General features: G+C 73.3%; 22 protein-coding genes and 1 pseudogene. 3 read left to right on the forward strand and 20 right to left on the reverse strand.

Going from position 1 to position 26,750, the window contains the following annotated elements:
- Positions 1-445 precede the first annotated feature (445 nt).
- Entirely contained in the window at positions 446-940 is a 495-nt protein-coding gene (locus tag Psi01_RS38695) for a MerR family transcriptional regulator (RefSeq protein ID WP_239128355.1), read from the forward strand.
- 29 nt (positions 941-969) lie between these two features.
- Here Psi01_RS38695 and Psi01_RS38700 read toward each other — a convergent pair whose 3' ends face one another.
- Together Psi01_RS38700 and Psi01_RS38705 are read right to left on the reverse strand one after the other, a co-directional pair.
- Positions 970-1,344, reverse strand: a complete 375-nt coding sequence (locus Psi01_RS38700) for a VOC family protein (RefSeq protein WP_204069161.1) — start codon at positions 1,342-1,344, stop codon at positions 970-972.
- Entirely contained in the window at positions 1,341-1,961 is a 621-nt protein-coding gene (locus tag Psi01_RS38705; RefSeq protein ID WP_239128356.1) for a TetR/AcrR family transcriptional regulator, read from the reverse strand. Before Psi01_RS38705 ends, Psi01_RS38700 begins: the two co-directional genes overlap by 4 nt.
- Before the next feature lie 336 nt (positions 1,962-2,297).
- Between Psi01_RS38705 and Psi01_RS38710 the strand changes: the two genes are divergently transcribed.
- Entirely contained in the window at positions 2,298-2,597 is a 300-nt protein-coding gene (locus Psi01_RS38710) for a methyltransferase domain-containing protein (protein WP_204069162.1), read from the forward strand.
- Between the two features lie 582 nt (positions 2,598-3,179).
- Here Psi01_RS38710 and Psi01_RS38715 read toward each other — a convergent pair.
- The 7 genes and pseudogenes from Psi01_RS38715 to Psi01_RS38745 all read right to left on the reverse strand — a co-directional run.
- Positions 3,180-4,628, reverse strand: a pseudogene (locus tag Psi01_RS38715) (RsmB/NOP family class I SAM-dependent RNA methyltransferase); the annotation flags it as partial.
- Between the two features lie 276 nt (positions 4,629-4,904).
- Positions 4,905-5,834 carry a methionyl-tRNA formyltransferase gene (fmt, locus tag Psi01_RS38720; RefSeq protein ID WP_204069164.1) on the reverse strand — a complete coding sequence of 310 codons (930 nt, stop codon included), beginning with the start codon at positions 5,832-5,834 and terminating at the stop codon, positions 4,905-4,907.
- Positions 5,835-5,839: 5 nt separating this feature from the next.
- Positions 5,840-6,388 carry a peptide deformylase gene (def, locus tag Psi01_RS38725; protein WP_204069165.1) on the reverse strand — a complete coding sequence of 183 codons (549 nt, stop codon included), beginning with the start codon at positions 6,386-6,388 and terminating at the stop codon, positions 5,840-5,842.
- 19 nt (positions 6,389-6,407) lie between these two features.
- Positions 6,408-7,808 carry a hypothetical protein gene (locus tag Psi01_RS38730; protein ID WP_204069166.1) on the reverse strand — a complete coding sequence of 467 codons (1,401 nt, stop codon included), beginning with the start codon at positions 7,806-7,808 and terminating at the stop codon, positions 6,408-6,410.
- A 40-nt stretch (positions 7,809-7,848) separates the two neighbouring features.
- Positions 7,849-9,480 carry a hypothetical protein gene (locus Psi01_RS38735; RefSeq protein WP_239128357.1) on the reverse strand — a complete coding sequence of 544 codons (1,632 nt, stop codon included), beginning with the start codon at positions 9,478-9,480 and terminating at the stop codon, positions 7,849-7,851.
- Positions 9,481-9,544: 64 nt separating this feature from the next.
- Positions 9,545-11,650, reverse strand: a complete 2,106-nt coding sequence (locus Psi01_RS38740; RefSeq protein ID WP_204069167.1) for a primosomal protein N' — start codon at positions 11,648-11,650, stop codon at positions 9,545-9,547.
- A 193-nt stretch (positions 11,651-11,843) separates the two neighbouring features.
- Entirely contained in the window at positions 11,844-13,286 is a 1,443-nt protein-coding gene (locus Psi01_RS38745; RefSeq protein WP_204069168.1) for an amidohydrolase, read from the reverse strand.
- Positions 13,287-13,350: 64 nt separating this feature from the next.
- On the opposite strand from Psi01_RS38745, the gene Psi01_RS38750 reads away from it, so the two are divergent.
- On the forward strand, positions 13,351-14,700 hold the full coding sequence (locus Psi01_RS38750) for a M14 family zinc carboxypeptidase (RefSeq protein ID WP_204069169.1): 1,350 nt from the start codon (positions 13,351-13,353) through the stop codon (positions 14,698-14,700).
- Between the two features lie 64 nt (positions 14,701-14,764).
- Here Psi01_RS38750 and metK read toward each other — a convergent pair whose 3' ends face one another.
- The 11 genes from metK to carA form a co-directional block, all read right to left on the reverse strand.
- Positions 14,765-15,952 carry a methionine adenosyltransferase gene (metK, locus tag Psi01_RS38755; RefSeq protein ID WP_204069170.1) on the reverse strand — a complete coding sequence of 396 codons (1,188 nt, stop codon included), beginning with the start codon at positions 15,950-15,952 and terminating at the stop codon, positions 14,765-14,767.
- A gap of 197 nt (positions 15,953-16,149) precedes the next feature.
- Entirely contained in the window at positions 16,150-16,518 is a 369-nt protein-coding gene (locus Psi01_RS38760; RefSeq protein ID WP_204069171.1) for a hypothetical protein, read from the reverse strand.
- 285 nt (positions 16,519-16,803) lie between these two features.
- Positions 16,804-18,042 carry a bifunctional phosphopantothenoylcysteine decarboxylase/phosphopantothenate--cysteine ligase CoaBC gene (gene coaBC / locus Psi01_RS38765; protein WP_204069172.1) on the reverse strand — a complete coding sequence of 413 codons (1,239 nt, stop codon included), beginning with the start codon at positions 18,040-18,042 and terminating at the stop codon, positions 16,804-16,806.
- A gap of 8 nt (positions 18,043-18,050) precedes the next feature.
- Complete coding sequence (gene rpoZ / locus Psi01_RS38770) at positions 18,051-18,314, reverse strand: DNA-directed RNA polymerase subunit omega (protein WP_204069173.1); 264 nt, start codon at positions 18,312-18,314, stop codon at positions 18,051-18,053.
- A 13-nt stretch (positions 18,315-18,327) separates the two neighbouring features.
- Positions 18,328-18,900, reverse strand: coding sequence for a guanylate kinase (gmk, locus tag Psi01_RS38775; RefSeq protein ID WP_239128370.1), 573 nt, complete (start codon positions 18,898-18,900; stop codon positions 18,328-18,330).
- 188 nt (positions 18,901-19,088) lie between these two features.
- Complete coding sequence (gene mihF, locus Psi01_RS38780; RefSeq protein ID WP_203879174.1) at positions 19,089-19,412, reverse strand: integration host factor, actinobacterial type; 324 nt, start codon at positions 19,410-19,412, stop codon at positions 19,089-19,091.
- Between the two features lie 186 nt (positions 19,413-19,598).
- Positions 19,599-20,312, reverse strand: coding sequence for an orotidine-5'-phosphate decarboxylase (gene pyrF / locus Psi01_RS38785; protein WP_204069175.1), 714 nt, complete (start codon positions 20,310-20,312; stop codon positions 19,599-19,601).
- Complete coding sequence (locus tag Psi01_RS38790; protein WP_204069176.1) at positions 20,309-21,283, reverse strand: dihydroorotate dehydrogenase; 975 nt, start codon at positions 21,281-21,283, stop codon at positions 20,309-20,311. The genes pyrF and Psi01_RS38790 overlap by 4 nt, the downstream gene beginning before the upstream one ends.
- Entirely contained in the window at positions 21,273-22,148 is an 876-nt protein-coding gene (locus Psi01_RS38795) for a dihydroorotate dehydrogenase electron transfer subunit (protein WP_204069177.1), read from the reverse strand. The genes Psi01_RS38790 and Psi01_RS38795 overlap by 11 nt, the downstream gene beginning before the upstream one ends.
- A gap of 77 nt (positions 22,149-22,225) precedes the next feature.
- The gene (gene carB / locus Psi01_RS38800; protein WP_204069178.1) at positions 22,226-25,546 is read right to left on the reverse strand and encodes a carbamoyl-phosphate synthase large subunit; all 3,321 of its coding nucleotides are present in this window, start codon (positions 25,544-25,546) and stop codon (positions 22,226-22,228) included.
- Positions 25,539-26,687, reverse strand: coding sequence for a glutamine-hydrolyzing carbamoyl-phosphate synthase small subunit (gene carA / locus Psi01_RS38805; protein ID WP_239128359.1), 1,149 nt, complete (start codon positions 26,685-26,687; stop codon positions 25,539-25,541). Before carA ends, carB begins: the two co-directional genes overlap by 8 nt.
- Positions 26,688-26,750: the final 63 nt, after the last annotated feature.

A 26,750-nucleotide genomic window follows, 5' to 3' on the forward strand; every position in this document is an offset into this window, starting at 1 on the left:
AGTCAGGAGGGAGCCGCCGTGCGGCGTACGGCCGCAGGCAGGCCCCGCAAGGGCGGCGACAGGGAGAACACGACAGAGCGGCGCCCGCCTCAGGCGGGCGGGCGGGCGGCGAGGTCGGCGAGCTCGGAGGGCAGGCGCCGGACGAGCCGCCGGAAGGGTCGAGGAGCGGCTAGCGGAGCGCAGGTGTCACGGCGGGCAGCAGGCGGCGGGCGAGGCGGGCATGCGTGGGCCGGTGTCCTTTGCGTCGGGAGCGTCACACGACGCGCCGGTGCGCCGTGCTCGGGCAGATCGCGGCGCGATGCCCGCGGCGAGCGGACAGGCCGACAGGAATCTCCCCGTCGCCGGCAACTCTACCCTAACGTTAGAGTAGAGATTGAGGAGGGGCCCGGTGGGGCCACCCTCCAGCCGTCCCTTCAGCAGTGAGGCCACCCCGATCGTGGACACCATGGGTGATACCGCAGCCCCGTCCTCCACCCCGCCTGCCGCACGCGGCGGCGAAGGCCACATGCACATCGGCCAGGTGGCCGAGCGCACCGGGCTGTCGCTGCGCACCATCCGGCACTACGAGGAGGTCGGCCTGGTACCGGCCTCGGCCCGCAGCCGGGGCGGTTTCCGCCTCTACACCGACGCCGACGTGGCACGGCTGATGGTGATCCGCCGGATGAAGCCGCTCGGGTTCACCCTGGAGCAGATGGGCGAGCTGCTGGCCGTCACCGACCGGCTGGAGGGCCGCACGCCCGCCGGGCCGCTGTCCGAGGCCGAGCGCCGGGCGCTCCTGGACCGGCTGGAGGGCTTCGAGCGCGCCGCCCGCGAGCGCTGCGAGAGTCTGCGCACCCAGCTGCGGTGGGCCGAGGAGTTCGCCGCCGATCTGCAGCGGCGCGGCCGGCAGGCCGCACCCGCCTCCCCCTCGGACCCCTCCGGTTCCGCCGGTCCCGGCTGACGGCTCCGAGGTCCCCGGCGGACGACCGGTCAGGCCGGGGACATCACCTCGTACAGGTTGCGGGCGGCGTCGACGAAGAACAGCCCGCGGGGGCACAGCGGGTGGTCGACGCGGCCGTTGCCGGGCTCGGTGGGGCGGCTGCCGTACGGCACGCCGGCCTGCCGCAGCCGGGTCAGGATCCGATCGAAGGTGGCCGGATCCACATCGAAGGCCAGGTGCATGCCGACGGGATCGTCCACGGTCATGAAGTCCAGGGTCGGCGTGTCGTTGATCCGCACCGGGGCGAAGTGGCCGTCCCGGCCGGCGGGCGGCAGTTCCTCCAGGCCCATGACGGAGGCGAAGAAGCGGGCCGCCCGGCGGTTGTCGAGGGCCGGGACGATGGTGTGGTTCAGCGTGATGGTCATGCCGCGCTCCCGGGGCCGGCCAGGGCGCCGTACAGGAGGACGTCGACGAGTTCCTCCGGGGACGGTTCCGCCTCGTGGGAGGCCGGGCCGGGACGGGTGAAGAGCATTCCCAGGAAGATCGAGGCGATCTTTTCCGGTTCCAGGCGCAGGGCCGCGCGGTCGGGTTCGATCAGCTCGGCGACGGCCTCGCGGGTCGCCTTCATCGAGGCCTCCCGGCTGCCCGGAGCCGGCCGGTCGCCAGAGGCGCGCCCGCGGCGGTGACCGGAGGCGTACAGGGCGCCGGTGACGGCGCCCATGCGCTCCAGGTGGGCGCGCATGGCTTCGGCCGCCTGGACCAGCCGGGCGGCGAGCGGATCTTCCAGGGGGATCGAGGCCAGCTCGCGCAGTACGTGCTCGGGGTTCGTCGCCTCGGCGGTGCAGGCGTCCAGGAGCTCGTCCTTGTCGGCGAAGACGCGGAAGACGGTGCCTTCACCGATGCCCGCGGCCCGGGCGATCCGGCCGGTGGTGACGGCGGCGCCGTGTTCGGCGACCAGCGGCAGCGCCGCGGCCACGATCATCGCTCGGCGCTGCTCGGTGCTCATGGCCGGCGCGCGCCGGCGGGGGGAGGGTGATGTCATACGCCAACCCTACGGAGTGAGTGCTCACTCCGTCAATTATGAGTGAGCACTCACTCCGAAGGAAGGGCAGAATCGTTCGCGCCCACGGAAGGCAACCATGACCCCCTGTCCTGCGTCGGCTGCATTCCCTGCCGGAGAACGCCGAGACGGCGCTCCAGGAGAGCCGAGGGCTGGACACCGGCGATCGGTTCTCGTCTTGACTTCAGGCGCACATGAAGTCGTTGACTGGCGACCGTGACGACAACGGGTACGGCTCTCAAGCAACGGGTGATCAGAACGGTGGTACCCCAGTTCGGCCATCCCCGGGGCGTCGCCGGGCGGGCGGCCGGTTGGGTCATGGCTCATCGCCGTTCCAACCGGCAGCGCAACAGGTGGGTGGTGTCGCTGCTGGACGTGCAGCCCACCGACCGGGTGCTCGAGATCGGCCCCGGCCCCGGCCTCGCCGTCGCCGAACTCGCCGGCCGAGCCACCCGGGGACGGGTGTACGGCATCGACCGCTCGCAGGTCATGGTCCGGCAGGCCGGGCGGCGCAACGCCGCCGGCATCCGCGCACCGGGTTCACCTCGCGCACGCCTCCGTCGACCGGCCTTGCGCTCCTTCCCGCACGGCGGCTTCAGCTACGGCGAGCGCCCCTGAACGGCCCCGCGCCCGCGTTTCAGCCACCCCAGAAGACTGGTCCTCCGGGAAAGGCCCGCACCATACGGCCCGCACCATACGGCCCGCACCATACGGCCTGCACCGCCTACGGCGGTGTTCGAGGAGTGCGGAGCGGGTGGTTGTGGAAACCGGCGTAGGAAAAGGACCGCACCCCGTACGCCCGGGCAGGCCGAAGGTCTGAATGCACCGGAGCCCCGCTGAGACGGCCCGCCGGAACAACCACCCGCACAGCAGGACCATGCCCCCACACCCACCCCGCTACCCGACACCCGCCCCTCTCAGACCCGGTCCCGCCCCGGCCCGCGCGCCGTACAGAACGGCGCCGAGCACCGCCGTCCGGCCCCTCGCCGTACCGGCGCCGTGTGAGCCAGGCCCGGTACGAGCAGCGCCGGCAGGTAGGGGTGCAACGCCGCGGAGCCGGAGCGCAGAAGCCGTACCGGCGCCGTGTGAGCCAGGCCCGGTGCGAGCGCGCAGGCGGGCGTTGTCGCGGCACGGCAGGGCCCGAGGGCAGCGGCCGTACCGGCGCCGGTGCCTTGGCTTGAACCCGCGCCGTACCCGGCGTCAGCCCCGGCGGCGGAGGAGGGCGAGGAACATGGCGTCGGTGCCGTGGCGGTGGGGCCAGAACTGCGCGTACGGGCCGTCGCCCAGGTCCTTGACCTCGGGGAGGTAGGCGCGGGCGTCGAGGGTCTCGACGTCGTCGCGGTCGCGCAGGACGTCGCCGACCACGGTCGCGGTCTCGGCCAGGTGGGGTGAGCAGGTCACGTAGGCGACCACTCCGCCGGGGCGGGCCGCGTCGAGGGCGGAGGCGAGCAGGGCGCGCTGGAGCCGGCCCAGTTCGGGGAGGCTGCGGGGGTCGCGGCGCCAGCGGGACTCCGGGCGGCGGCGCAGAGCGCCCAGACCCGTGCAGGGGGCGTCCACCATGACCCGGTCGAAGGCCCCGGGCCGCCAGGCGGGCATCGTGCCGTCGGCGACGGCCACCCCGGCCTCCCGGGTGGCCTGGCGTACCAGGCGGGCGCGGTGGTACTGCAGTTCGGCGGCCAGGAGACGGGCCCCGCCGGGGAAGCGCACCGGGGATGAGCCCTCGGAGGAGGGGCCCGGGGCATCACCGGCGGGAGACGCTCCCGGGTGGAACGGCGCAGCGGGACCGGACGGGCCGGACGGGACGGCGGTGTCCCCGTGGGTGGCCAGGGCGTCCAGCAGGCCCGCCTTGCCTCCCGGACCGGCGCACATGTCGAGCCAGCGGGTGTCGCCGCCGGTCACCGGGACGCGGGTCAGGGCGAGGGCGACGAGCTGGCTGGCCTCATCCTGTACGGCGGCGCGGGCCTCGGCCACCGCCGGGACGGTCCCGGGGTCGCCCTCCAGGAGATAGGCCGCGTAGGGGGAGAACTCCGCGGGCTCGGCGCCGGAGGCCAGGAGCTCCCCCACCGTGGCGCGGCCGGGCCGGGCCACCAGGGTGACCCGGGGGCGCTCGTTGTCGGCGGCCAGCAGGTCGGCCGTCTCGTCGAAGTCGCCGCCGACGGCGTCGCGCAGCGCGGTGACGATCCACCGGGGATGGCTGTGCGCGACCGCCAGGTGGCCGATCGGGTCGTCGGCCGGGTCGGGGGCCACGATCGGGATCCACTGTTCCAGGGAGCGGGTGGCGACCTTGCGCAGCACCGCGTTGGCGTACTTCGACGGGCCGACGCCGACCCTCAGCCTGACCAGGTCGACGGTCGTGCCCACGGCGGCGTGCGGGGGCACGCGGGTCTTGAGCAGCTGGTGCACGCCCAGGCGGATGGCGTCCAGCAGCGGCGGGTCGAGGTCCTCCGGAGCCCGGTCGCTGCAGGCGGCGACGATCTCGTCGTAGGTGCCCAGTCCTCGCAGGGTGCCGTAGGCGAGCTCGGTGGCCAGCCCCGCGTCCCGGCCGGACAGACCGCGCTCGCGCAGCAGTACGGGCATCAGCAGGTTGGCGTAGGCGTCCCGCTCATCCACGGCGCGCAGCAGGTCGTAGGCGGTGTTGCGGGCCTCGTCGTGGACCGGCCTGGACGGACGTCCTCCCCCGGCGCCACCGCGCCCCCGGGAAGCGCCCGGACCCCGGCCACGTCCCCCGGATCCCCGGCCCTCGGAGCCACGGCCACCGCCGCCCTGACCACGCCCACCGGAGCCCTGGCCACGCCCACCGGAACCGCCGGATCCGCGGCCGCCGGAGCCCTGACCGCGGCCACCCGATCCGCCCGGTCCCTGACCGCGGCCGCCGGAACCGCCCTGCGGGCGGCCCGCGCCGTTCCCCCGATCACTCATGATGCGTCAGACCAGCCGATCCTCGTCGGTGGGCCGCACTCCGCGGGCCCACTCCCCCGCGGTCATCAGGCGCTTGCCCTGCGGCTGCACCTCGCCCAGCTCGACCGGGTGGGTGGCCGTGCCGACCAGGACGGAGTTCTTGGACACCGCCAGCTCGCCGGGGGCGAGGGCGGAGGCGCCGGGGGCGGGCCGTACCGGGCCGAGCTTGACGCGCTGACCGCGGAACTCGGTCCACGGGCCCGGGGCGGGCGTGCAGGCGCGGACCAGGCGGTCCACCCGCATCGCGGGGGCGGACCAGTCGACCCGGGCGTCCTCGACGTTGATCTTCGGGGCGAGGCTCACTCCCTCCGCGGGCTGCGGGCGGGCCTCCAGGGTGCCGTCCTCGATCCCGTCGATGGTGGCCGCCAGCAGCCCGGCGCCCGACTCGGCCAGCCGGGCCAGCAGCTCGCCGCTGGTGTCGGTGGCGCGGATCTCCTCGGTGACCATGCCGTAGACCGGGCCCGCGTCGAGCTCCTTGACGATCTGGAAGGTGCTCGCGCCGGTGATCTCGTCGCCGTGCAGGACGGCGTGCTGCACGGGGGCGGCGCCCCGCCACGCGGGCAGCAGCGAGAAATGGAGGTTGATCCAGCCGTGGCGCGGGATGTCGAGCGCCGACTGGGGCAGCAGCGCGCCGTAGGCCACCACGGGGCAGGCGTCCGGGTCGATCTCCCGCAGCCGCTCCAGGAACGCGGGGTCGCCCGCCTTCGGCGGACGCAGGACCTCCAGCCCCGCCTCCTCGGCCAGTTCGGCCACGGGGCTGGGGTGGACCCTGCGGCCCCGGCCCGAGGGGGCGTCCGGGCGGGTCACGACGGCCACGACCTCGTGGCGCGGCGAGTCGAGCAGGGCGCGCAGCGCGGGCAGGGCGGTGTCCGGGGTTCCGGCGAAGACCAGGCGCAAGGTTCCTACAGAGCCTTCCCGTGGGTGGCGTGCGGGGAGAACTTGACGGTGGGAGCCGCCAGCCCGCTCCACTCGGCCTGGCGGATCTCCTTCATGGCGAGCTTGCGCTGCTGGGCGTCCATCCGGTCGATGAACAGGATGCCGTCCAGGTGGTCGGTCTCGTGCTGGAAGCAACGGGCCATCAGGTCGGTGCCCTCGATCGTGACGGGCTCGCCGTGCATGTTGAAGCCCTTGGCCACCGCGCGGATCGCCCGGGGCGTCGGGTAGGTCAGGCCGGGGAAGGACAGGCAGCCCTCCTCGCCCTCCTCGTCCTTCTCGTCGGACAGGTCGAGGCTCGGGTTGATCAGGTGCCCGAGCTGGTCGTCGACGTAGTAGGTGAAGACCCGCAGGCCGACCCCGATCTGCGGCGCCGCCAGGCCCGCTCCGGGCGCGTCCATCATCGTGTCGGTGAGGTCTTTGACGAGCTTGTGCAGCTCCTTGTCGAAGTCTTTCACCGGCTCCGCGGGAGTGCGCAGCACCGGGTCGCCGAAAAGGCGGATCGACTGAATGGCCAACGGGGCTCCTTCCAGAGAATCACCCCAGTTTACGGGCCTGACGGGATCGGGCCTTCATCACGGCCTTGCGGGCGGCCTTGGCCACGGCGGCGTCGGAGTGGTGCGCGCCCAGCATGTCGAGCACCGCGATCCGGTCGGGATGGTCGGCCAGGGCCATCTCCTCGACCATGCGGACCAGGTCCTCGCCCGGTTCGAGCGCGTCGAACTCGCCCATCCCCTCGGCGATCCGGCCCAGATGGATCCGGGAGGCGAGCGCGTCGACCGTGAGCCAGATGTTGTCGGCCGGCGTGAGCGCCGGGGCGGTCAGGTCGCGCACGTGCAGCCAGGAGGCGGCGTAGCGCCACATGGCGGGCTCGGCGAGCGCCTCGCGGAGGGGGGCCTCGGCCTCGGGCCCGAGCTCCTCCAGGATCGAGCCCACGACACCGCGATGGCCCGCGGCGCCGGAGCAGGCCACCTTGATCAGCTCACGGGCGGCGGCCTCGGGCGTGCGGGCCTCCAGCCACACGGCGACGGCGCTGGAGGCCGCGGCCTTCTTCGCGATCGCCTCGACGAGCTCGGCCGCGCCGAGATCGGCGAAGACCGCGACCTCGGCGCCGGTGGGCGCGTCGTGCCCCTCGCGCATCAGGTCGCGGCGGACGGCCCACAGGCCCAGCGGGGTCAGCCGGAGCCGGCCCGCCGTCGTCGGCTCGACCAGCCCGCAGTAGCCCAGCAGCGCCAGCGCGGACTCCAGCTCGCCGGGCAGGGAGGCGGCCAGCGCCCGCATCTCCGCAGGCCGGGCCTCGCAGGCCACCTCGTGCGACTGGAGGATGCCCTTGACCAGGGTGGCGTGCGACAGCCCGTCGTTCACGGCGTACATCGTCGCGAGCATCTCGGCGAGGTGCTCGTCGATCACCGCCGAACCGGTCAGGCTCTCCTCGGCGCGGTCCAGGACGTCCATGACGACCCCGTCCCAGAACTCCAGCAGCGCGGCGGGCGGCAGGCCGCCGGACAGGTTCAGGGGGCCGGGCGTGGCCGTGCCCCGGGAGATGCGCAGCATGCCGGTGTTGACCGCGACCACCCACAGCAGGTGGACCCGGTCCGGGCCGGCGAGTCCCAGCTCCGCGGCGGCCAGGAAGGGGTCGGGCAGCAGGCACTCGGGGGTGACCTCGCGGGTGCCGGTCCAGGCGGCCAGCCGCCGGGCGTCGGCCACCAGCGGGACCTGCGGCACGGCGCGGGCCAGCTCGTCGTCGGGGGCGAGCTCGACCGGCGGGAAGCTCAGCGCCTCGGTGCCGCATCCGGGGCAGTCGCAGTCGTCTCCGTCGGCGGCGATCCCGTCGAGCACGGCCGCGCGCCCCTCGGGCGGCACGGCCCCCAGCTCGTCGACCAGCCTCCTCAGCTCGCCGATGTCGAAGACGTTGCCGGTGTTCCCGCTCTTTGCCACCCGTGAAACTTACTCCACAGGAGCCCCGCGGATGTACGGCTCAGCCGATGGCGCGCGAACGTGCCTTGAAAGCCGCCTTGCGTGCGGCCTTTGCCACGTTTTGATCCTGCAGAGAGCGACCGAGCAGTTCCAGTACGTCCACGACGTCGGGATGGTCCACCCGCCACATCTCCTCGATCACGTGCGCCGGAGGGCCGGAGGCCGCCATGTTCTCCGCGAACGTCTCGGGATCGTCCTCGGCGGCCGGCAGCGCCAGGGCGAGCATGTCCACGCTCATCCAGAGCACCTCCTCCTCGGTGAGGCTCGGGGCGGCCAGGCCCCGCGAGGACAGCCAGTGGATGGCGTGCGGGCGCAGCTCGGGCTCCTCCAGCGCGGCGCGGACGGCCGGCTCGGCCTCGGGGCCGAGCCGGTCGACGATCGTCACCGCGATGCCCCTGGCGACCGAGGGCGCCCCGGCGACCGCCGTCAGCAGCTCGGCGGCGGCCTCGCCGGGCGTCCTGCGGTCCAGCCAGCCCTCGATGTCCGCCTCGGCCGCCTCCGGCGGCATCCCGGACAGCAGCCCCTCGATCAGGGCCGGCGCGTCGGCGCCGGTCAGGTCGGCGGCCTCCGGGGCCTCCATGCCCATGCCGACGTAGAGCTCGCGCAGCCCCCACACGGCCAGCGGGGTCAGCGACAGCGCGTCGTGGACCCGCTCGGTCAGCCCGCAGTAGGTCAGCCGCCGCACGGCCTCCTCGAGGTCGAGGTCCTCCTCCTCTTCGAGGAGGCCGATCTCGTCGAGGTACTCCTCGACGAGGGACATCGCCATCGGCACCTGCAGCCGGTAGAGCATGTCGCACAGGCCGTACAGCTCGCCGTCGAAGATCTCCCAGCCCGAGATGACGCCGCCGGTGTCCCCCTCGACGAGGAAGGCCACCGTGGCGGCCCACACGTCCAGCGGACCGGCCCCGTCGCCGTCGAAGATGGCCGTGCCCTGCCGCTCAACCAGCCCGGCCCGCAGCGCCACGTCCCACAGGAAGTCGGGGTCGGGCACGTCGAGCTGGGCGGTCGCCTCGGCGGCGTCGCGCACGCGCAGTCGCCCTTTGGCGGTCGGGGTGCGCCCGCCGGCCAGCATCCACTGGGCCAGGCGGCGGGCGTCGGTCAGCAGCGGCACCCGCAGGGCGGCCTCGGTGAGCACCTCGGGGGGCGCCAGCCGTACCGGGGGCAGCGGGGTGCAGCCGGGGCAGTCGCAGCCCGGGGCGTCGCTCTCGACCATCATCGCCGGGACCTGGGTGTCCTGTTCCAGCGAGTCGGCGCCCATCGCGCTGAACAGGCTCTTGGCCATGCCGAAGCGGGAGGTGTCGGCCAGGGCCGCAGGCATCTCCGGCTCGACCCGGTCGAGGGTGGCGCGCATGCGGGCGGCCATCTTCCCGCCGATCTCCTCGGTCGACAGCAGGAAGTCGACGAGGGTGCGGGCGGCGGCGATCGTCTCGGCGGCGCTTTCCGGAGGGGCGATGACCTTGCGCGGATAGATGTCGAGCAGCAGATCCTCAAAAGTGACCGGAGTGAAATCCCCCAGTTCGTTCACATCCAGGTAGTCGCTCGCGTAGTCACAGAGCAGGCGGATTTCGTCGGCGTCAACGTGCAGGTCGTTGGCACGTCCCCACGCACGCAGATCGTCAACGGCCCGATTCACCCATTCGATCGACACAGGGAGAAATTAACGGCTTACTGTCAGCACCGCGAATCGGGGAAACAACTCAAATGGCGTCCAGGGGGTCAATGCACACCCTGACCACCTCGGCCGCCTTGCGTGCCGAACGCACCCCGGCGGCCCCTTTCAGCGCGGCGGCGAGCGCCGGTCCCGCCCCCCACGACACGCGCACCATGGCGCGTTCCCGCACCTGATCGCCCCTGGAAGGCTCGACGGGGACGGGCCCGAGGACCTGAGCGCCCTCCGGCAGCGCCGTCTCCTTCAACATCTCTCTGACCGCCGCCGGAGGCCCGGTCAGAGTGGCCATCCGCACCGCCGGGGGGAAACCGAGTTCTGTCCTGTCGGCCAGTTCCCGTTCGGCATGGGTGACCGGATCCCAGCGCAGCAGCGCCTGCACCGGGAGCAGGGAGGAGTCGGCGAGCACGACGAGCTCGCCCCCGGCGCGCACCAGGGCCGCGGCGTTCATCCACCGGCGCAGCGTCTCCTCGGCGACCCGCAGGTCCGGCCGGCTCAGCAGCGCCCACCCGTCCAGCAGCACCGCGGCCGCGTAACCGCCCTCGGGCACCGGCTCGGCCCCCGGGGTGGCCACCACCAGGGCCCGCCCCGGGCCGACCGTGGCCAGGACGCCGTCCTTGCCGGAGGTCTTGACCGGGACCGAGGGGAAGGCGCGGCCCAGCTCCTCGGCCGTGCGCCGGGCGCCGACCACCCGGGCGCGGACCCGCTGGGCGCCGCAGGCCGGGCAGCGCCAGGCTCCGGCGATCCGCCCGCACCAGCGGCAGTACGGCGCGGCGTGACCGTTGCGCAGCGCGAGCGGCCCCGCGCAGTGGCCGCAGCGGGCCGCCGCCCGGCAGCCCTGGCAGGCCAGGGCTGGCAGGTATCCCCGCCGGGGCACCTGCACCAGCACCGGACCGCTCTCCAGCCCCGTCTTCAGCGTCCGCCAGGCGAGGCTGGGCAGCCGGGCGGCCCTGGCCGCCTCGTCCCTGGCCAGCTCGGCGTCGTCCCCGGCCGGGCGGACCCTGGGCGCCCTGGCCCTGACCGTCTCGCGGGCCGCGGTGATCGGGGCGGCCCAGCCGGTGGCCACCAGCCGGGTGGCCTCGGCCGTGCGGGTGTACCCGCCGACGAGCAGGCCGGCGCGGCCCTGGTGGGCCCGGAGCGCGAGGATCTCGCGGGTGTGCGGGTACGGCGCCAGCCGCTCGGCGTGCAGGTCGTCGCCGTCGTCCCAGACGACCGCCAGGCCGAGGTCCCTGACCGGCGCGAAGGCCGCCCCCCGGGTGCCGACGGCCACCCGGACCTCTCCCCTGGAGACCTTCAGCCACCGTCTGTAGCGCTCGGCGGGCCCCAGGTCCGCCGTCAGCGACACGTGCCTGCCCGGCCCCAGGACCGCGGCCAGCGCCGCGTCGGCCTGCACCACGTCCTTGCCGTCGGGGACCACCACCACGGCGCCCCTGCCGCCGCGCAGCGTCTCCCTGACGGCCACCGCCACCGCCCGGGGCCATTCGGGCCCGGCCTCGCCGATCCCCGGCAGAGCGGTCCACACCGCCCGCGGCGAGCGCCCCTGCGCCAGGGCCGCCAGGAAGGCCTCACCGTCGCCGTATCCGGCCCACGGCCCCGGGTCCCCGGCCGCCTCCCCCACCGGGTCGCCGGCGGCCGCCTCCGGCCCGGTGCCGTTCGCGCCGGAACCGGCCGCGTCCTCGGCCTCGACCCTGGCGTGGCGCGGCGGTACGGCCAGGCGCAGGACGTCGGCGAGGGTCCCCGCGTAGCGGTCGGCGACGGCGCGGGCCAGCAGGGCGATCTCGGGGGCGAGCACCGGCTCGGGCGAGACGACCCTCTCCAGGCGCGTCAGCCTGCCCTCGTGCTCGGTGGTCTCGGCCCGCTCCAGCAGGAACCCGTCGGTGAGCTTGCCCGCGAACCGGACGCGGACCCGGCAGCCCGGCACGGCGTCGGCGTCCATGGGGGCCGGGACGAGATAGTCGAACAGCCGGTCCAGGTGGGGCAGCGGGGTGTCCACCACGACCCGGGCGACGGGCAGCGTGGCGGCCGGCTCCGGCACGCCCTTGGCGGGCGCGGTCCTCGCGGGGGGCACGGACCTCTCGCGGACGGCGTCCAGCGGCAGCAGGGCGCCGTCATCCGCCGAGGGGTTCGTATGGGTCACCCACTTGTCCTACCAGATGCCGGGAGCAGGTCTCGCCCGACCGGGCGGCGGCCTGGGGCCGCCCCCATCCGCAAAAAGCCCGGACCCCCCGAAAACCCCCGCCACACCTTCCAGGAGCCCGCCGCACCTCCCGCACGCCACACCTCCCCGCACGCCCGCCGTACCCCTCAGGGGTCCGGCGCCCCGCCCGTCGTCACGGCCTCCGGTGGGTCCACCGGCCGGCGAGCAGGGTGCCGAAGATCGGCACGCGGCGCAGCGCCTCGCCCTCCAGGCGGGCCGGGTCGTCCTCGGTGATCACCAGGTCCGCCGGGTCGCCCGGCCGCACCCCGCGCCTGCCCCCGGCCGCCGCCGCCAGGGCCTCGGTCAGCGGGATCGCCTGCTCGGGATGCCACGGCGGCCGGTCGTCGTCGGTCCGCTCGACGGCGGCGGCGATCCCGTCCCACGGGTCGAGGGGCGCCACGGGGGCGTCGGAGCCCAGCTCCAGGGTGGCGCCGGCCGCCAGCAGGCCCGCGTAGGCGAAGGCCCGGCCGGTCCTGCCGTGCCAGTGCCGGTCGGCCACCTCCCGGTCGTCGGGCGCGTGCGCCGGCTGCACGCCCGCCACCAGCCCGGGCCGGGCGAAGCGCGGGAAGTCCTCCGGGCGGACGAGCTGGGCGTGCTCGATCCTGCCGGGGCAGCCGACCCGCTCGAAGGCGTCCAGCGCGATGCCCACCGCCAGGTCCCCGATGGCGTGCACGGCGGGGACGATCCCGTGCCGCCAGGCCAGGGCCATCGTGGAGCGCAGCTCCTCCGGCGGGATCTCCAGCAGTCCCCGGGTCCCGATGCCGGGGTAGGGGTCCTCGCAGTAGGCGGTCCTGGTGTTCAGGGATCCGTCGGCGAAGATCTTCACCGGCCCGACCTCCAGCGGGCCCCCGGACCCGCCGACCGGGTCGCCCGTGCGCAGCCCGCGGCCGATCGCCTCCTCCAGCCGGTCCTTCGGGATCGAGCAGCGCACCCGCACGTCGATCCGCCGCTCCCCCGCCAGCCGGGCCCACTCGGTGACGTTGTCGGCGAACTCGAAGTCCAGCAGGCCCACCACGCCCCTGGCCGCCGCGGCCGTGGCGGCCTCGGCCACCCAGCGGTCCAGCTCCTCCCGCGGCGGCGGGGGCAGCTCCGCCATCGCGCTGTAGCAGTCCTGCTCCCGCAGCACCCCGGTGGGATGCCCGCCGCGGCCGACCACGGCCAGCGCGGCGGGGCTGAACCAAGCGGTGTGCAGATCATTGCTGATCAGGACCATCGCCCTGCCGGGCGCCACCGCCTCCAGCAGCTCCTTGTCCGGCGTGTCGGGCCACAGGGCGTCGCGGAAGCCGTACCCGGTCGTGATCCCGGACGGGTCGGCGCGCGAGGCCACCAGTTCGGCCGCCTGCCGCGCCGAGCGGGCGGAGCTCAGGTCGATCCTGCGCCGGGCCTGGGCCCACTGCCGGGAGTGCACGTGCGCGTCCCACAGGCCGGGCAGCACGGTGCCCCCCTCGACGTCCACCGACTCGTCGCAGTCCGGCGGCTCGGGGCTCACCCCCGCGATCCGCCCGCCGTCGATCAGGACGTGGCGGACCGGCCCGCCGGGACCCATCCGCGCGTTGCGCAGCAGCAAGGAAGCCATGGCCCCGACCCTAGATCCGGGGGCAGGCAGCGGATCAGCGAGGGGCGGTCGGCACACTGGGAGGGTGATCGATCCCGCACTCCGGGAGGAGCTCGACTCCGTCCCCGGCTACGACCGGTTCGCCACGGTGGACGAGATCTCGGCCGCCCTCACCCGGCTGGCCGCCGGCCACCCCCGCATCGCCTCGCTGCGCCGCGTGGGCACCTCCCGGCTGGGCGAGCCCATCCTCTGCCTGACGGCGGGCGACGGGCCGCGTCACGCGCTGGTCGGCGCCATGCCGCATCCCAACGAGCCGATCGGCGGCCTCACCGTCGTCCATCTGGCCACCCGGCTGTGCCAGGACCCCGCGCTGCTGCGCTCCACCGGGCACACCTGGCACATCGTGGGATGCCTGGACCCGGACGGGACGCGGCTCAACGAGGGGTGGTTCGCCGGGCCGTTCACCAAGACCCACTACGGCCGGCACTTCTACCGGCCCGCGGGCGACGAGCAGGTCGAGTGGACCTTCCCCTTCGCCTACAAGCGCGCCTACTTCGACCGGGTGATGCCCGAGACGCTGGCGCTGATGCGGCTGATCGACGAGACCCGCCCGTCGTTCATGACCACCCTGCACAACAGCGAGATGGGCGGGGCGTTCTTCTATCTCAGCCGCCCGGTGCCCGCGCTGCACGCCGTGCTGCGGGCCCTGCCCGGCCGGTACGGCGTGCCGCTGCACGCGGGCGAGCCCGAGCACCCCTCGGTGCGGGAGCTAGACGAGGCCGTCTATCTGACCCCGCGCATGGAGGATTTCTACGACTACGTCGAGGCGCTGGGGCAGGACGCGGCCGAGCAGATCGGCGGCGGGGCCAGCGACTCCTACGCCGCCCGGTACGGCACGCTCTCCCTGACCGCCGAGCTGCCCTACTGGCGCGACCCCGCGGCCGGCGACCGCTCGCCGGCGGGCGTCGCCTACGACGAGCTGATCCGCGCCCAGGCCGCGCACCTGCGCGAGACCTTCGCCGTGCTCGACGGGACGATGAGCGCGGTGGCGGGCGACCTGACGGCCCGCTCGCCGTTCATCCGGGCCAGCAGGTTCTTCGTCCCCCTGGTCGCCGAGATGGCCGCGGCGGCCGAGCACCGCGCCGAGGAGCCGGGCAACGACCGGCCCGCGACCGTGGCCGAGCGCCAGTCGTGCCGGGAGACCACGCACAGCGCCCGCCTCAGGTTCGGCGGCATGCTGCTGCGCGCGCTGGAGGGCGAACTGGCCATCGGCAACGGCACCGCGGCGGTGCGCAGGTGCACCCGGAGGCTGGCCGAGGTCTACGCGGCCTGGTGCGCCGAGGCCGACGCGGAGACTCCCGGGGAGACGATCCCCATCCGCGACCTGGTGGCCATCCAGTACGGAGCCGTCCTGGCGGGCGCCGCGCACGCCTGAGGCCCCGCGGGCACCGCGTCACGGTCGTGCGCGGTGCCCGCGGGGACGGAAAACCCGTGACGGGTCAGAGACCGGCGGCCTCGCGCAGGGCGTCGGCGCGGTCGGTGGCCTCCCAGGCGAAGTCCTTGCGGCCGAAGTGGCCGTAGGCGGAGGTCGCCGAGTAGATCGGGCGCAGCAGGTCGAGGTCGCGGATGATCGCGGCGGGGCGCAGGTCGAAGACCTTGAGCACGGCCTCCTGGATCTGCAGGACCGAGATCTTCTCGGTGCCGAAGGTCTCGACGAACACGCCGACCGGGTGGGCCTTGCCGATGGCGTAGGCGACCTGGACCTCGGCGCGGTCGGCCAGGCCGGCCGCCACGATGTTCTTGGCGACCCAGCGCATCGCGTAGGCGGCCGAGCGGTCGACCTTGGACGGGTCCTTGCCGGAGAAGGCGCCGCCGCCGTGGCGGGCCATGCCGCCGTAGGTGTCGACGATGATCTTGCGGCCGGTCAGGCCGGCGTCGCCCATCGGGCCGCCGATCTCGAAGCGGCCGGTCGGGTTGACCAGCAGGCGGTAGCCCTCGGTGTCCAGCTCGACGCCCGCGAGCACCGGGTCGACCACGTGCTCCTTGATGTCGGGCGCGAGCATCTCCTTGAGGTCGATCTCGGCCGCGTGCTGGGTGGAGACGACCACCGTGTCGAGGCGGACCGGCTTGTCGCCGTCGTACTCGATGGTGACCTGGGTCTTGCCGTCGGGGCGCAGGTAGGGGACGGTGCCGTCCTTGCGGACCTGCGACAGGCGCTCGGCCAGGCGGTGCGCGAGCTGGATCGGCAGCGGCATCAGCTCGGGGGTCTCGTTCGTCGCGTAGCCGAACATCAGGCCCTGGTCACCGGCGCCCTGGCGGTCGAGCTCGTCGTCGTCGCCCTCCTCGCGGTGCTCGTAGGCGTCGTCGACGCCCTGGGCGATGTCGGGCGACTGGGCGCCGATGGACACCGAGACACCGCAGGACGCGCCGTCGAAGCCCTTGTGCGAGGCGTCGTAGCCGATCTCGAGGATCTTCTCCCGGATGATGCCGGGGATGTCGACGTAGGTCTCCGTCGTCACCTCACCGGCGACGTGGACCTGACCGGTGGTGATGAGCGTCTCGACCGCGACCCGGCTCTTGGGGTCGCCCTTGAGCATGGCGTCGAGAATCGCATCACTGATCTGGTCGGCGATCTTGTCCGGGTGGCCCTCGGTGACCGACTCGGAGGTGAAAAGGCGACGGGACAAGTCAGGGCTCCTCATGCAGCGGCTGCTGGCGACTGGGGGCTGCGGTGCGGGGACACGGCAGCGTTCCGCCGAAGTCTAGCCCCACCAGGAGCGGCGTTGCGAAACCGTCTCGAATTCCCGCACCCTCGAAGGCGTCCCCGAAGGCGTCCCCGAAGGCGTCCGCGGAGGCATCCGCGCAGGCGCCCCGGCAGACGCGATCACAGGTCCGGAAGCGGATCGGCCGGCAGCGTCTCCGGGGCGAAGACCTCCGCGTCGGCCGCGCGCACCACCGCGCCGTACTCGTCGTCGATCTCGAACACCATGCCGCCGAGGTCGATCGCCGCGCCGGTGGAGAACTCCACCGGGCCCAGGCGGGTCCGCCGGGCGTGCGTGGCGTAGATGGACGTGGGCACGTCGCGGTCGAAGAACTTGGTCGACAGCACGGAGATCGCCTGGTCGGTGACCACGATCAGGAAGGTCGCCATCCCCGGCGAGCCCACCGACAGCGCGGGCAGGATGTAGCGGATCTCCTGTCCTGGCGGGAGGATGGCGCGGCAACGCGCCCAGACGGCACCCGGAACCGGCATGATCAGACCCCCTGGTACAACGTTCCAGGTCACTCCGCACGCAGTATCCGTCGGCGGGGGATCTCCGGCAAGCGGATCAGGAGCGCGTATCGGGGATCTCTCCGCTGCGGAAACCTCCGGACCGGGGGAAACCCGCCGGGCGGATGACCGGAACCGGACAGCGCTCGAACCGGACAGCGCTCAGAGGGGGACCCTCCGGGCGGGCCGTCACGTCACCCGGCCACCGGCGTCCGGGGAGACACTCCGGGCGGGCCCGCCGTGCGGGCGCCCGGGAGGAAGAGACCGTCAGGCCCGGCGGTCGAAGCGGGCGGCGACCAGGTCCCAGACCACGTCGGCCAGCATCTCCTTGGGCCCGCGCGGGATCTCCACCGGGTCCCCGTCCGCGACCAGCACCACGGCCGCGTTGTCCGGGGTGCCGAAGGCGAGGTTCTCGCCCACCTGGTTGACGACGAGCAGGTCGCAGCCCTTGCGGGCGAGCTTGGCCCGGCCGTTGGCCAGGACGTCGTCGGTCTCGGCGGCGAACCCCACGATCACCTCGGGGTACGGCTTCGCGCCGTCGCGGCGGCGCTCCCCCAGTTCGGCCAGGATGTCCGGGTTCTTCACCAGGTGGATGGCGTCGGGCTCGGCCGAGGTCTTCTTGATCTTCGAGTCGCTCCGGGCCGCGGGCCGGAAGTCGGCGACGGCGGCGGCCATGACCACGGCGTCGGCGTCCTGGACCGCCTCCGTCACGGCCTCGCGCAACTGCAGGGCCGACTCGACCCTGACCACCTCGACCCCGGCGGGGTCGGGCAGCGCGACGTTGGCGGCGACAAGGGTGACCCGGGCGCCGCGGGCCGCGGCCGTACGGGCCAGGGCGTATCCCTGCAGACCCGAGGAGCGGTTGCCGATGAACCTGACCGGGTCGATGGCCTCGCGGGTGCCCCCCGCGGAGACGACCACGTGGCGGCCGGCGAGGTCGAGAGCGCGTCCGGCCAGGACGCGGCGGCACACCTCGAAGATCTCCACCGGGTCGGGCAGCCGTCCCCGGCCGGTGTCCGCGCCGGTCAGCCGGCCCACGGCGGGGTCCAGGACGATGGAGCCGCGCTCGCGCAGGGTGGCCACGTTGGCCTGGGTCGCCGGGTGCTCCCACATCTCGGTGTGCATCGCCGGGGCGAACACCACCGGGCAGCGGGCCGTGAGCAGGGTGTTGGTCAGCAGGTCGCCGGCCAGCCCGTGGGCGGCCTTGGCCAGCACGTCGGCGGTGGCGGGGGCCACCACCACCAGGTCGGCGCCCTGGCCGATGCGGACGTGCGGCACCTCGTGCACGTCGTCCCACACGTCGGCGCTGACCGGATTGCCGGACAGGGCGGCCCAGGTGGGCTCGCCCACGAAGCGGAGCGCCTGGGCGGTCGGCACGACCCTGACGTCGTGCCCGGACTCGGTGAACAGGCGCAGCAGCTCACATGCCTTGTAGGCGGCGATGCCCCCGCTCACGCCGAGGACGACGTTCGGCTTCCCGGGCGTGTCGCCGTCGGTGGAGCCCATCGGCGGGACTAGCCCTCGATCGGCTCGGAGGTGAGCAGGCCCTCGGCGACCTCGCGCAGCGCGATGGACAGCGGCTTCTCCTGCGCGTGGGTCTCCACCAGCGGGCCGACGTACTCCAGCAGGCCCTCGCCGAGCTGGGAGTAGTAGGCGTTGATCTGGCGGGCGCGCTTGGATCCGAAGATCACAAGGCTGTACTTGCTGTCGACGATCTCCAGCAGCGAGTCGATCGACGGGTTGGTGATGCCTTCTGCGTAGGCGGCGTTGCTTGCCACGTTGTGTTTTCCCCTAGCTAGGTGAACGTCCGGGGCGCGAGGCCTCGGGAGCATCGGCCATCAAGGCTATCAGCCGATGGCATACGTCCTGGACGGACGTGTTCACCAGGGTGAGGTCGAACTCCTGCTCGGCGGCCATCTCGATCCGGCCCGCGGCCAGGCGCCGGGCGATGACGTCCTCCGGCTCGGTGCCGCGTCCGCGCAGGCGCTTCTCCAGCTCCTCCCAGCTCGGCGGGGCCAGGAAGACCAGCAGCGCCTCCGGCATGGTGGCGCGGACCTGGCGCGCCCCCTGCAGGTCGATCTCCAGCAGCGTGGGCACCCCGGCGGCGAGCTTGTCCAGGACCGGCGTGCGCGGCGTGCCGTAGCGGTTGCCGGCGAACTCGGCCCACTCCAGGAGCCCCCCGGAGGCGATGAGGCCGTCGAACTCCTCGTTGTCGGCGAAGAAGTACTCGACCCCGTGGGTCTCCCCCGGGCGGGGCTTCCTGGTGGTCACCGAGACCGACAGCCACACCTCGGGGTGTGCCCGCCGAAGCTCGGCGACGACCGTGGACTTGCCGACGCCCGACGGCCCGGACAGGACCGTCAGGCGCCTGCCGGGCCCGGTGAAGGCCGAGGCCTTCTCCGGGTCTCCGGCCGGAGGAGGGAAGCCACCGGATCCGCTCGCCGCTGTCTTCTGCGGAGCCCGACTCTCGTCGGGCCGCGACGTTCCGGTCACTCCGAACCCCCGTGTTTCTTCCCCGCGATGCGGGCGAACGTGCTGGTACGGAACCGAGACTAGCTCTCGGCTCCGCCGAACTCACGCTCAAGGGAGGCACGCTGGTTGGCGCCCAGACCCCGCACGCGACGGGACTCTGCGATGCCCAGTCGCTCCATGAGCTGCTTGGCGCGGACCTTGCCCACGCCGGGGAGCGACTCCAGAAGGGCCGAAACCTTCATCTTGCCGATGACGTCGTCGGCCTGCCCATCCTTGAGCACCTCGGCCAGAGAGACCGCACCGTGCTTCAGGCGGTTCTTGACCTCGGCACGCTCTCGGCGGGCCTTTGCAGCCTTCTCTAGGGCTGCGGCGCGCTGCTCAGGGGTAAGGGGAGGAAGAGCCACGCCGGGTCACCTCGAATTTCCTGTCGATGTACTCGGACGGGAAGGGAAACTAGCTGGTCATGGCGCTTCAAGCAACGTCAAGGCCCATTTCTTCCCAGGAAAATCCCAGTTCTTCACGCTGTGTGTCCGCCGTGTCGCCACCTGTGGATCAAATGACGTTCAACTCAGCGTTCACAGCGACCTAGATCACACACCCGGGCGAGCCGCCGCGGAGACCCGGCGGAGCGCCGCGGCGATGCCCGCGGCCGTCGCGCCGGGGTCCGCCGAGCCGGTGATCGGGCGGCCGATCACCAGAAGGTCGGCCCCGTCGGCGAAGGCGCGCTCCGGGGTCGCCACCCTCGCCTGGTCCTGACTCTCGCTCCCGGCCGGGCGGACGCCGGGAGTGATCAAAATGATGTCCCGGCCGACCTCCGCGCGCACCGCGGCGACCTCCTGGGGCGAGCAGACGAGCGCCTGGGCGCCCGCCTCCACGGCCAGGACCGCCAGGCGGCGTACGGCGTCGCCGGGCGGCCCCGCCAGGCCCGTGCGCTCCATGTCGGCCTCCGACAGCGACGTCAGGACCGTCACCGCCGCGATCCGGGTGGCGGGGGCCGCCTCCACCGCCGCGCGGATCATGGCCGGCCCTCCGGCCGCGTGGACGGTCAGGATGGCGGGCTTGAGCCGCGCCACGGCCTTGGCCGCGCCGGCCACGGTGTTGGGGATGTCGTGCAGCTTCAGGTCGAGGAACACCTGCACGCCGCTCGCCCCGCGCACCGAGGCGATCACGTCCGGCCCGTAGCGCAGGTACAGCTCCAGCCCCACCTTGACGGTGCTGACGTGCGGGGTCACCAGGCTCGCCCAGCGGGCCGCGGTCTCCAGGTCGGGCGCGTCCAGGGCGACGGCGATGGGGGCGGGAGTCACAGCGAGCTCTCCTCGAAATCCGTGCGGTGCCGGGTGGTCGCCCCCGGCGGGCGGTGGGCCAGGCCGATCACGTCGGCCAGCCGGGTGTACCCCCGTGCCGCCACGAGCTCCTCCAGCTCGCGCAGGATGCGCAGGCAGGCGTAGGGGTCGTTGAACAGCGCGGTGCCCACAGCGACGGCGCAGGCCCCGGCGAGGATGAACTCGAAGGCGTCCCTGCCCGTCAGCACGCCCCCCATGCCGATGATGGGCACCGTCGGCAGCGCGGCGCGGACCTGCCACACGCAGCGTACGGCCAGCGGGCGGACGGCCGGTCCCGACAGCCCGCCGGTGCCCGCGGCGAGCGAGGGGAGCATGGTCTCGGTGTCGATGCTCATGCCGAGCGGATTGTTGATCATCGACAGCGCGTCGGCGCCGCCGTCCACGCACGCGCGGGCGACGGTCACGATGTCGGCCGTGTCCGGGGAGAGCTTGGCCACCACCGGCACGTCGTAGCGCATCACCGCGCGCACCGAGGCGATCACCTCGGCCGAGGCCGCGCCGTCGCGCGCGAAGACCCGCCCCCGGTCCTCGATGTTGGGACACGACAGGTTGACCTCCACGGCCGTCACGCCGGGCGCGTCGTTGAGCCTGCGGGCCAGCGCGGTGTACTCGGCCACGGTGCCGCCGCCGATGGAGACCACGGTCCTGATGTTGCGCTGGGCCAGCCAGGGCAGCTCGCGCGCCAGGAAGGCGTCCACGCCGGGCCCCTGCAGCCCCACGGCGTTCAGCAGCCCGGAGGGCGTCTCGGCCATCCTGGGGGTCGGCCGGCCCGCCCTGGGGGCCATCGTGATCGACCGGGTGGTCAGCGCGCCGATCCTGCCCAGGTCGAAGAACTGGGCGAGCTCGGCGCCCGACCCGGCGCAGCCCGCGGCGGTCACGACCGGGTTGGCCAGCTCCACGTGCCCCAGGTACGTCCGCATGTCAACCGACATTCCGCGATCCTCCGCCGGGCGCTCCGAGCGCGTCGAACGGGATCGTTCCCACATCGTCGAAGCGGACACGCTCACCCCGGAAGACCGGGCCCTCCACGCACGAGCGCACCATCCGGGTGACCCCGTCGTCGCCGATGACCGGCAGCACGCACGTCATGCACACGCCGATCCCGCAGGCCATCCGCTCCTCCACGGCAACCTGGACCGGGATGTCGAACTCGACCGCCACGGCGGTCACCCCGCGCAGCGTCTCCATCGGCCCGCAGGCGTAGACGACGTCGGCCCGCACGTCGGCGATCACGCCGGGCAGCACGTCGGTCACCCTGCCGCGCATGCCCAGCGAGCCGTCCTCGGTGGTGAGGGTGGTGCTCTCCCCCATCCTGCGGGCGCGCATCGCGCCGAACACCCGGTCGGCCGAGGCCGCGCCGAGCACGAAGTCGACGCGGCAGCCGCGCTGCTGGAGGGCGTCGGCGACGGCGAAGAGCATGGCGGAGCCGTACTCGCCGCCGACCATGACGCAGTTGACCGGGTCCCGCGGCAGCGGGAACGGCCGGCCGAGCGGGCCGACCAGGTCCAGCGTGTCGCGGGCACGGCGCCCGGCCAGCCAGGCCGTGCCGGGGCCGTTGACGGCGAAGACGAACTCCACGGTGCCGCCGTAGTCGGGCTTGACGTCGTGGATGGAGAAGGCGCGGCGCGTCAGCATGGACGTGTGCGGCCCGCCGACGGCCACTCCCACGAAGTGGCCGGGGCGGAACCGCTCGACGATTCCGGGCGCGACGACGGTCAGCGCGTGGTAGGCGTCCACCTGACGCGTCGTCAGCACCGTGCCCGTGACCTGTACCGGGGTAACAGGCGTCTCCCTCACCTCCGCCTGGGGGGCGTCATCCTCTCAACCGCTGTGCCCATGGTCGCGTTCGGTTCGTCGTTCACTCCGCGGCCGGCTCATCCTTCGCCGCCCGCTCCGCTCGCTCCTCGCCTCAACCGCTCCGCGTGCTCCTGGAGCGACCGTACGCCGATGTCACCGCGCACGATGGCCTGAATGCCCTGGACGGCCGCGGCGAGTCCCTGAACGGTCGTGATGCAGGGGATCCCCCGCAGCACGGCCGCGGTGCGGATCTCGTAGCCGTCCAGCCGCGGCCCGGACTGACCGGGGCTGCCGAAGGGCGTGTTCACGATGAGATCCACCTCGCCGTCCAGGATGCGCCGGACGATCGTCGGCTCACCGTCGGGCCCCGTACCGTCACTCTGCTTGCGCACGATCTTGGCACGGACGCCGTTGCGGCGCAGCACCTCGGCCGTGCCCTCGGTCGCCAGAATCTCAAAACCGAGGTCGGCCAGGGCCTTCACCGGGAAGATCATTGCCCGCTTGTCCCGGTTCGCCACCGAGACGAAAGCCCGTCCCTTGGTCGGCAGCGCGCCGTAGGCGGCGTCCTGCGACTTGGCGTAGGCCGTGCCGAAGAACTCGTCGATGCCCATGACCTCGCCGGTGGAGCGCATCTCCGGGCTGAGCACGATGTCCACCCCGCGGAAGCGGTTGAACGGCAGCACCGCCTCCTTGACCGCGATGGGCGCGTCCAGCGGCAGGGTGCCGCCGTCGCCCTCGGCCGGGAGCATGCCCTCGGCGCGCAGCTGCGCGACCGTGGCGCCCATCATCACCCGGGCCGCCGCCTTGGCCAGCGGCACCGCCGTGGCCTTGGAGACGAACGGCACGGTACGGCTGGCGCGCGGGTTGGCCTCCAGCACGTACAGGATGTTGGCCGACATGGCGTACTGCACGTTGAGCAGGCCGCGCACGCCCACCCCGCGGGCGATGGCCTCGGTGGCGGCGCGGATGCGCTTGATGTCGTAGCCGCCGAGCGTCATGGGCGGCAGCGAGCACGCCGAGTCGCCGGAGTGGATGCCGGCCTCCTCGATGTGCTCCATCACGCCGCCGAGATAGAGCTCCTCGCCGTCGAACAGGGCGTCCACGTCGATCTCGACGGCCTCGTCGAGGAACTTGTCCACCAGCACCGGGCGCTCGGGGGTCGCGCCCGCCCGGGCCATGTAGGTGACGAGGGTCTCGTCGTCGTAGACGATCGCCATGCCCGCGCCGCCCAGCACGTAGCTGGGGCGCACCAGCACCGGGTAGCCGATCTCCGCGGCGATCTCCAGCGCCTCCTGCTCGGTCACCGCGGTGCCGTGCTTGGGCGCCGGCAGCCCGGCCTCGGCCAGCACGCGGCCGAACGCGCCGCGCTCCTCGGCCAGGTGGATCGACTCCGGCGAGGTGCCGACGATCGGCACCCCGGCGTCCTTGAGCGCCTGCGCCAGGCCGAGCGGGGTCTGACCGCCCAGCTGGACGATCACGCCCGCCACCGGGCCGGTCTGCTGCTCGGCGTGGACGACCTCCAGCACGTCCTCCAGGGTGAGCGGCTCGAAGTAGAGCCGGTCGGAGGTGTCGTAGTCGGTGGAGACCGTCTCGGGGTTGCAGTTGACCATGACGGTCTCGTAGCCCGCGGCCGACAGCTCGAAGGAGGCGTGCACGCACGCGTAGTCGAACTCGATGCCCTGGCCGATCCGGTTGGGCCCAGAGCCGAGGATGAGGACCTTCGGGCGCTCGCCGTACGGGACCTCGGTCTCCTCGTCGTAGGTGGAGTACAGGTACGGCGTCTGCGCGGCGAACTCGGCGGCGCAGGTGTCGACCGTGTTGTAGACCGGGCGCACGCCCAGCGCGTGGCGCAGGTCGCGCACGCGGGCCTCGTCCATGCCGCGGATCTCGGCGATCTGCACGTCGCTGAAGCCGTACCGCTTGGCCCTGGTGAGCGTCCCGGCGTCGAGCTGGGACGCCTCGCCCAGCTCCGCGGCCACCTCGTCGATCGCGAACAGCTGGTCCAGGAACCACGGGTCGACCGAGGTGGCCTCGAACAGCTCCTGCGGGGTCGCCCCGGCGCGGATGGCCTGCTGCATGGTGCGCAGGCGGCCGTCGTGCGGCGTGCGGCAGGCTGCCAGCAGCCCGTCCTTGTCGCCGGGCTCGCCGGCCCAGGAGAAGGCGGCGTCCTTCTTCTCCAGCGAGCGCAGCGCCTTCTGCAGGGCCTCGGGGAAGGACCGGCCGATGGCCATGGCCTCGCCGACCGACTTCATGTGGGTCGTCAGCGTCCGGTCGGCCCCGGCGAACTTCTCGAAGGCGAAGCGCGGCACCTTGACCACGATGTAGTCGAGCGCGGGCTCGAAGGACGCCGGGGTCTCGCGGGTGATGTCGTTGGGGATCTCGTCGAGGGTGTAGCCGATGGCGAGCTTGGCCGCGATCTTGGCGATCGGGAAGCCGGTGGCCTTGGAGGCCAGCGCGCTGGAGCGCGACACGCGCGGGTTCATCTCGATGACGATCATGCGGCCGGTGCGCGGGTTGACCGCGAACTGGATGTTGCAGCCGCCGGTGTCCACGCCGACCTCGCGGATGACCGCGATGGCGACGTCGCGCATGTTCTGGTACTCGCGGTCGGTGAGGGTCAGCGCGGGGGCCACGGTGACGCTGTCGCCGGTGTGCACGCCCATCGGGTCGAGGTTCTCGATGGAGCAGACGATGACGACGTTGTCGGCCTTGTCGCGCATGACCTCCAGCTCGTACTCCTTCCAGCCGAGGATGGACTCCTCCAGGAGCACCTCGGTGGTCGGCGAGGCGTCCAGGCCCGCCCCGGCGATGCGGCGCAGGTCCTCCTCGTCGTGCGCGAAGCCGGAGCCGACGCCGCCCATGGTGAAGGAGGGCCGCACGACCAGCGGGTAGCCCAGCTCCCCCGCCGCGGCCAGGCACTCGTCCATGGTGTGGCAGATGATCGACTTGGCCGACTCGGCGTTGAGGCCGTGCTCGGCGGCGACCTTGGCGACGATCTCCTTGAACCGCTCGCGGTTCTCGCCCGCCTGGATGGCGTCCACGTCGGCGCCGATCAGCTCGACGTCGTAGCGGGCCAGCACGCCCGCCTCGTGCAGGGCGATCGCGGTGTTGAGCGCGGTCTGGCCGCCCAGGGTGGGCAGCAGCGCGTCGGGCCGCTCCTTGGCGATGATCTTCTCGACGATCTCCGGGGTGATCGGCTCGACGTAGGTGGCGTCGGCGAACTCGGGGTCCGTCATGATCGTCGCGGGGTTGCTGTTGACGAGGATCACCCGGAAGCCCTCGGCGCGCAGCACGCGGCAGGCCTGGGTGCCGGAGTAGTCGAACTCGCAGGCCTGCCCGATCACGATCGGCCCGGAGCCGATCACCATGACCGACTGGATGTCCGTACGCTTAGGCACGCTCGCCCTCCATCAGCTTGCAGAAGTCGTCGAACAGGCTCGCCGAGTCGTGCGGGCCGGCCGCGGCCTCGGGGTGGTACTGCACGCTGAAGGCGGGCCGGTCGATCAGCCGCAGGCCCTCGACGCAGTCGTCGTTGAGGTTGACGTGGCTGACCTCCGCGGGGCCGTACGGCGTCTCGAAGGTCCCCTCCAGCGGCGCCCGTACGGCGAAGCCGTGGTTGTGCGCGGAGATCTCCACCTTGCCGGTGCGGCGGTCCTGGACCGGCTGGTTGACCCCGCGGTGCCCGTAGCGCAGCTTGTAGGTGCCCAGGCCCAGGGCCCGGCCGAAGATCTGGTTGCCGAAGCAGATGCCGAAGAACGGCTTTCCGGCGTCCAGCACGCCCCGCAGCGCCGCCACCGCGTCGTCGGCGGTGGCCGGGTCGCCGGGGCCGTTGGAGAAGAACACGCCGTCGGGGTCGAGCGAGAGGATGTCCTCGGCGGTGGCGGTGGCGGGCAGCACGTGCACCTCGCAGCCGCGCTCGGCCATCCGGTGCGGGGTCATGGACTTGATGCCCAGGTCCACGGCCGCCACGGTGTACTTCTTCTCGCCCAGGGCGGGGATCACGTACGGCTCGGCGGCCGAGACCTGCCCGGCCAGGTCGGAGCCCTCCATCGCGGGGCTCCGCCGCACCCGCTCCACGAGCTCCTCGACCGGGGCCAGGGCCTCGCCGGAGAAGATGCCGGCGCGCATGGCGCCGCGCTCGCGCAGGTGACGGGTGAGGGCGCGGGTGCCGGGGGTCGCGATCCCGACGACGCCGTGCTCCTTCAGATAGTCGTCCAGGGAGCGGTTCGCCCGCCAGTTGGACGAGACGCGGGCGGGCTCCCTGACCACGTATCCGGCGACCCAGACCCGGGAGGACTCGGGGTCCTCGTCGTTGACGCCGGTGTTGCCGATGTGGGGCGCCGTCATCGCGACGATCTGGCGGTGGTAGGAGGGGTCGGTGAGGGTCTCCTGGTAGCCGGTCATGCCGGTGTTGAAGACCATCTCGCCGAAGGTCTCGCCCTCGGCGCCGTATGGGGTGCCGTGGAAGACGCGGCCGTCCTCCAGCACGAGGACCGCGGTCGCGGCGTGGCCGCCGTCCCGCTCGCTTCGCTGAGTCACAGAAACATCCCGATCATCTCGGTCATCGCTTATCAAAGTATGAAATATCCGGCGCATGGGCGA

It is taken from the genome of Paraplanobispora siamensis (genome assembly GCF_016863175.1).
In the GTDB taxonomy this organism is placed as follows: Bacteria; Actinomycetota; Actinomycetes; order Streptosporangiales; family Streptosporangiaceae; genus Planobispora; species Planobispora siamensis.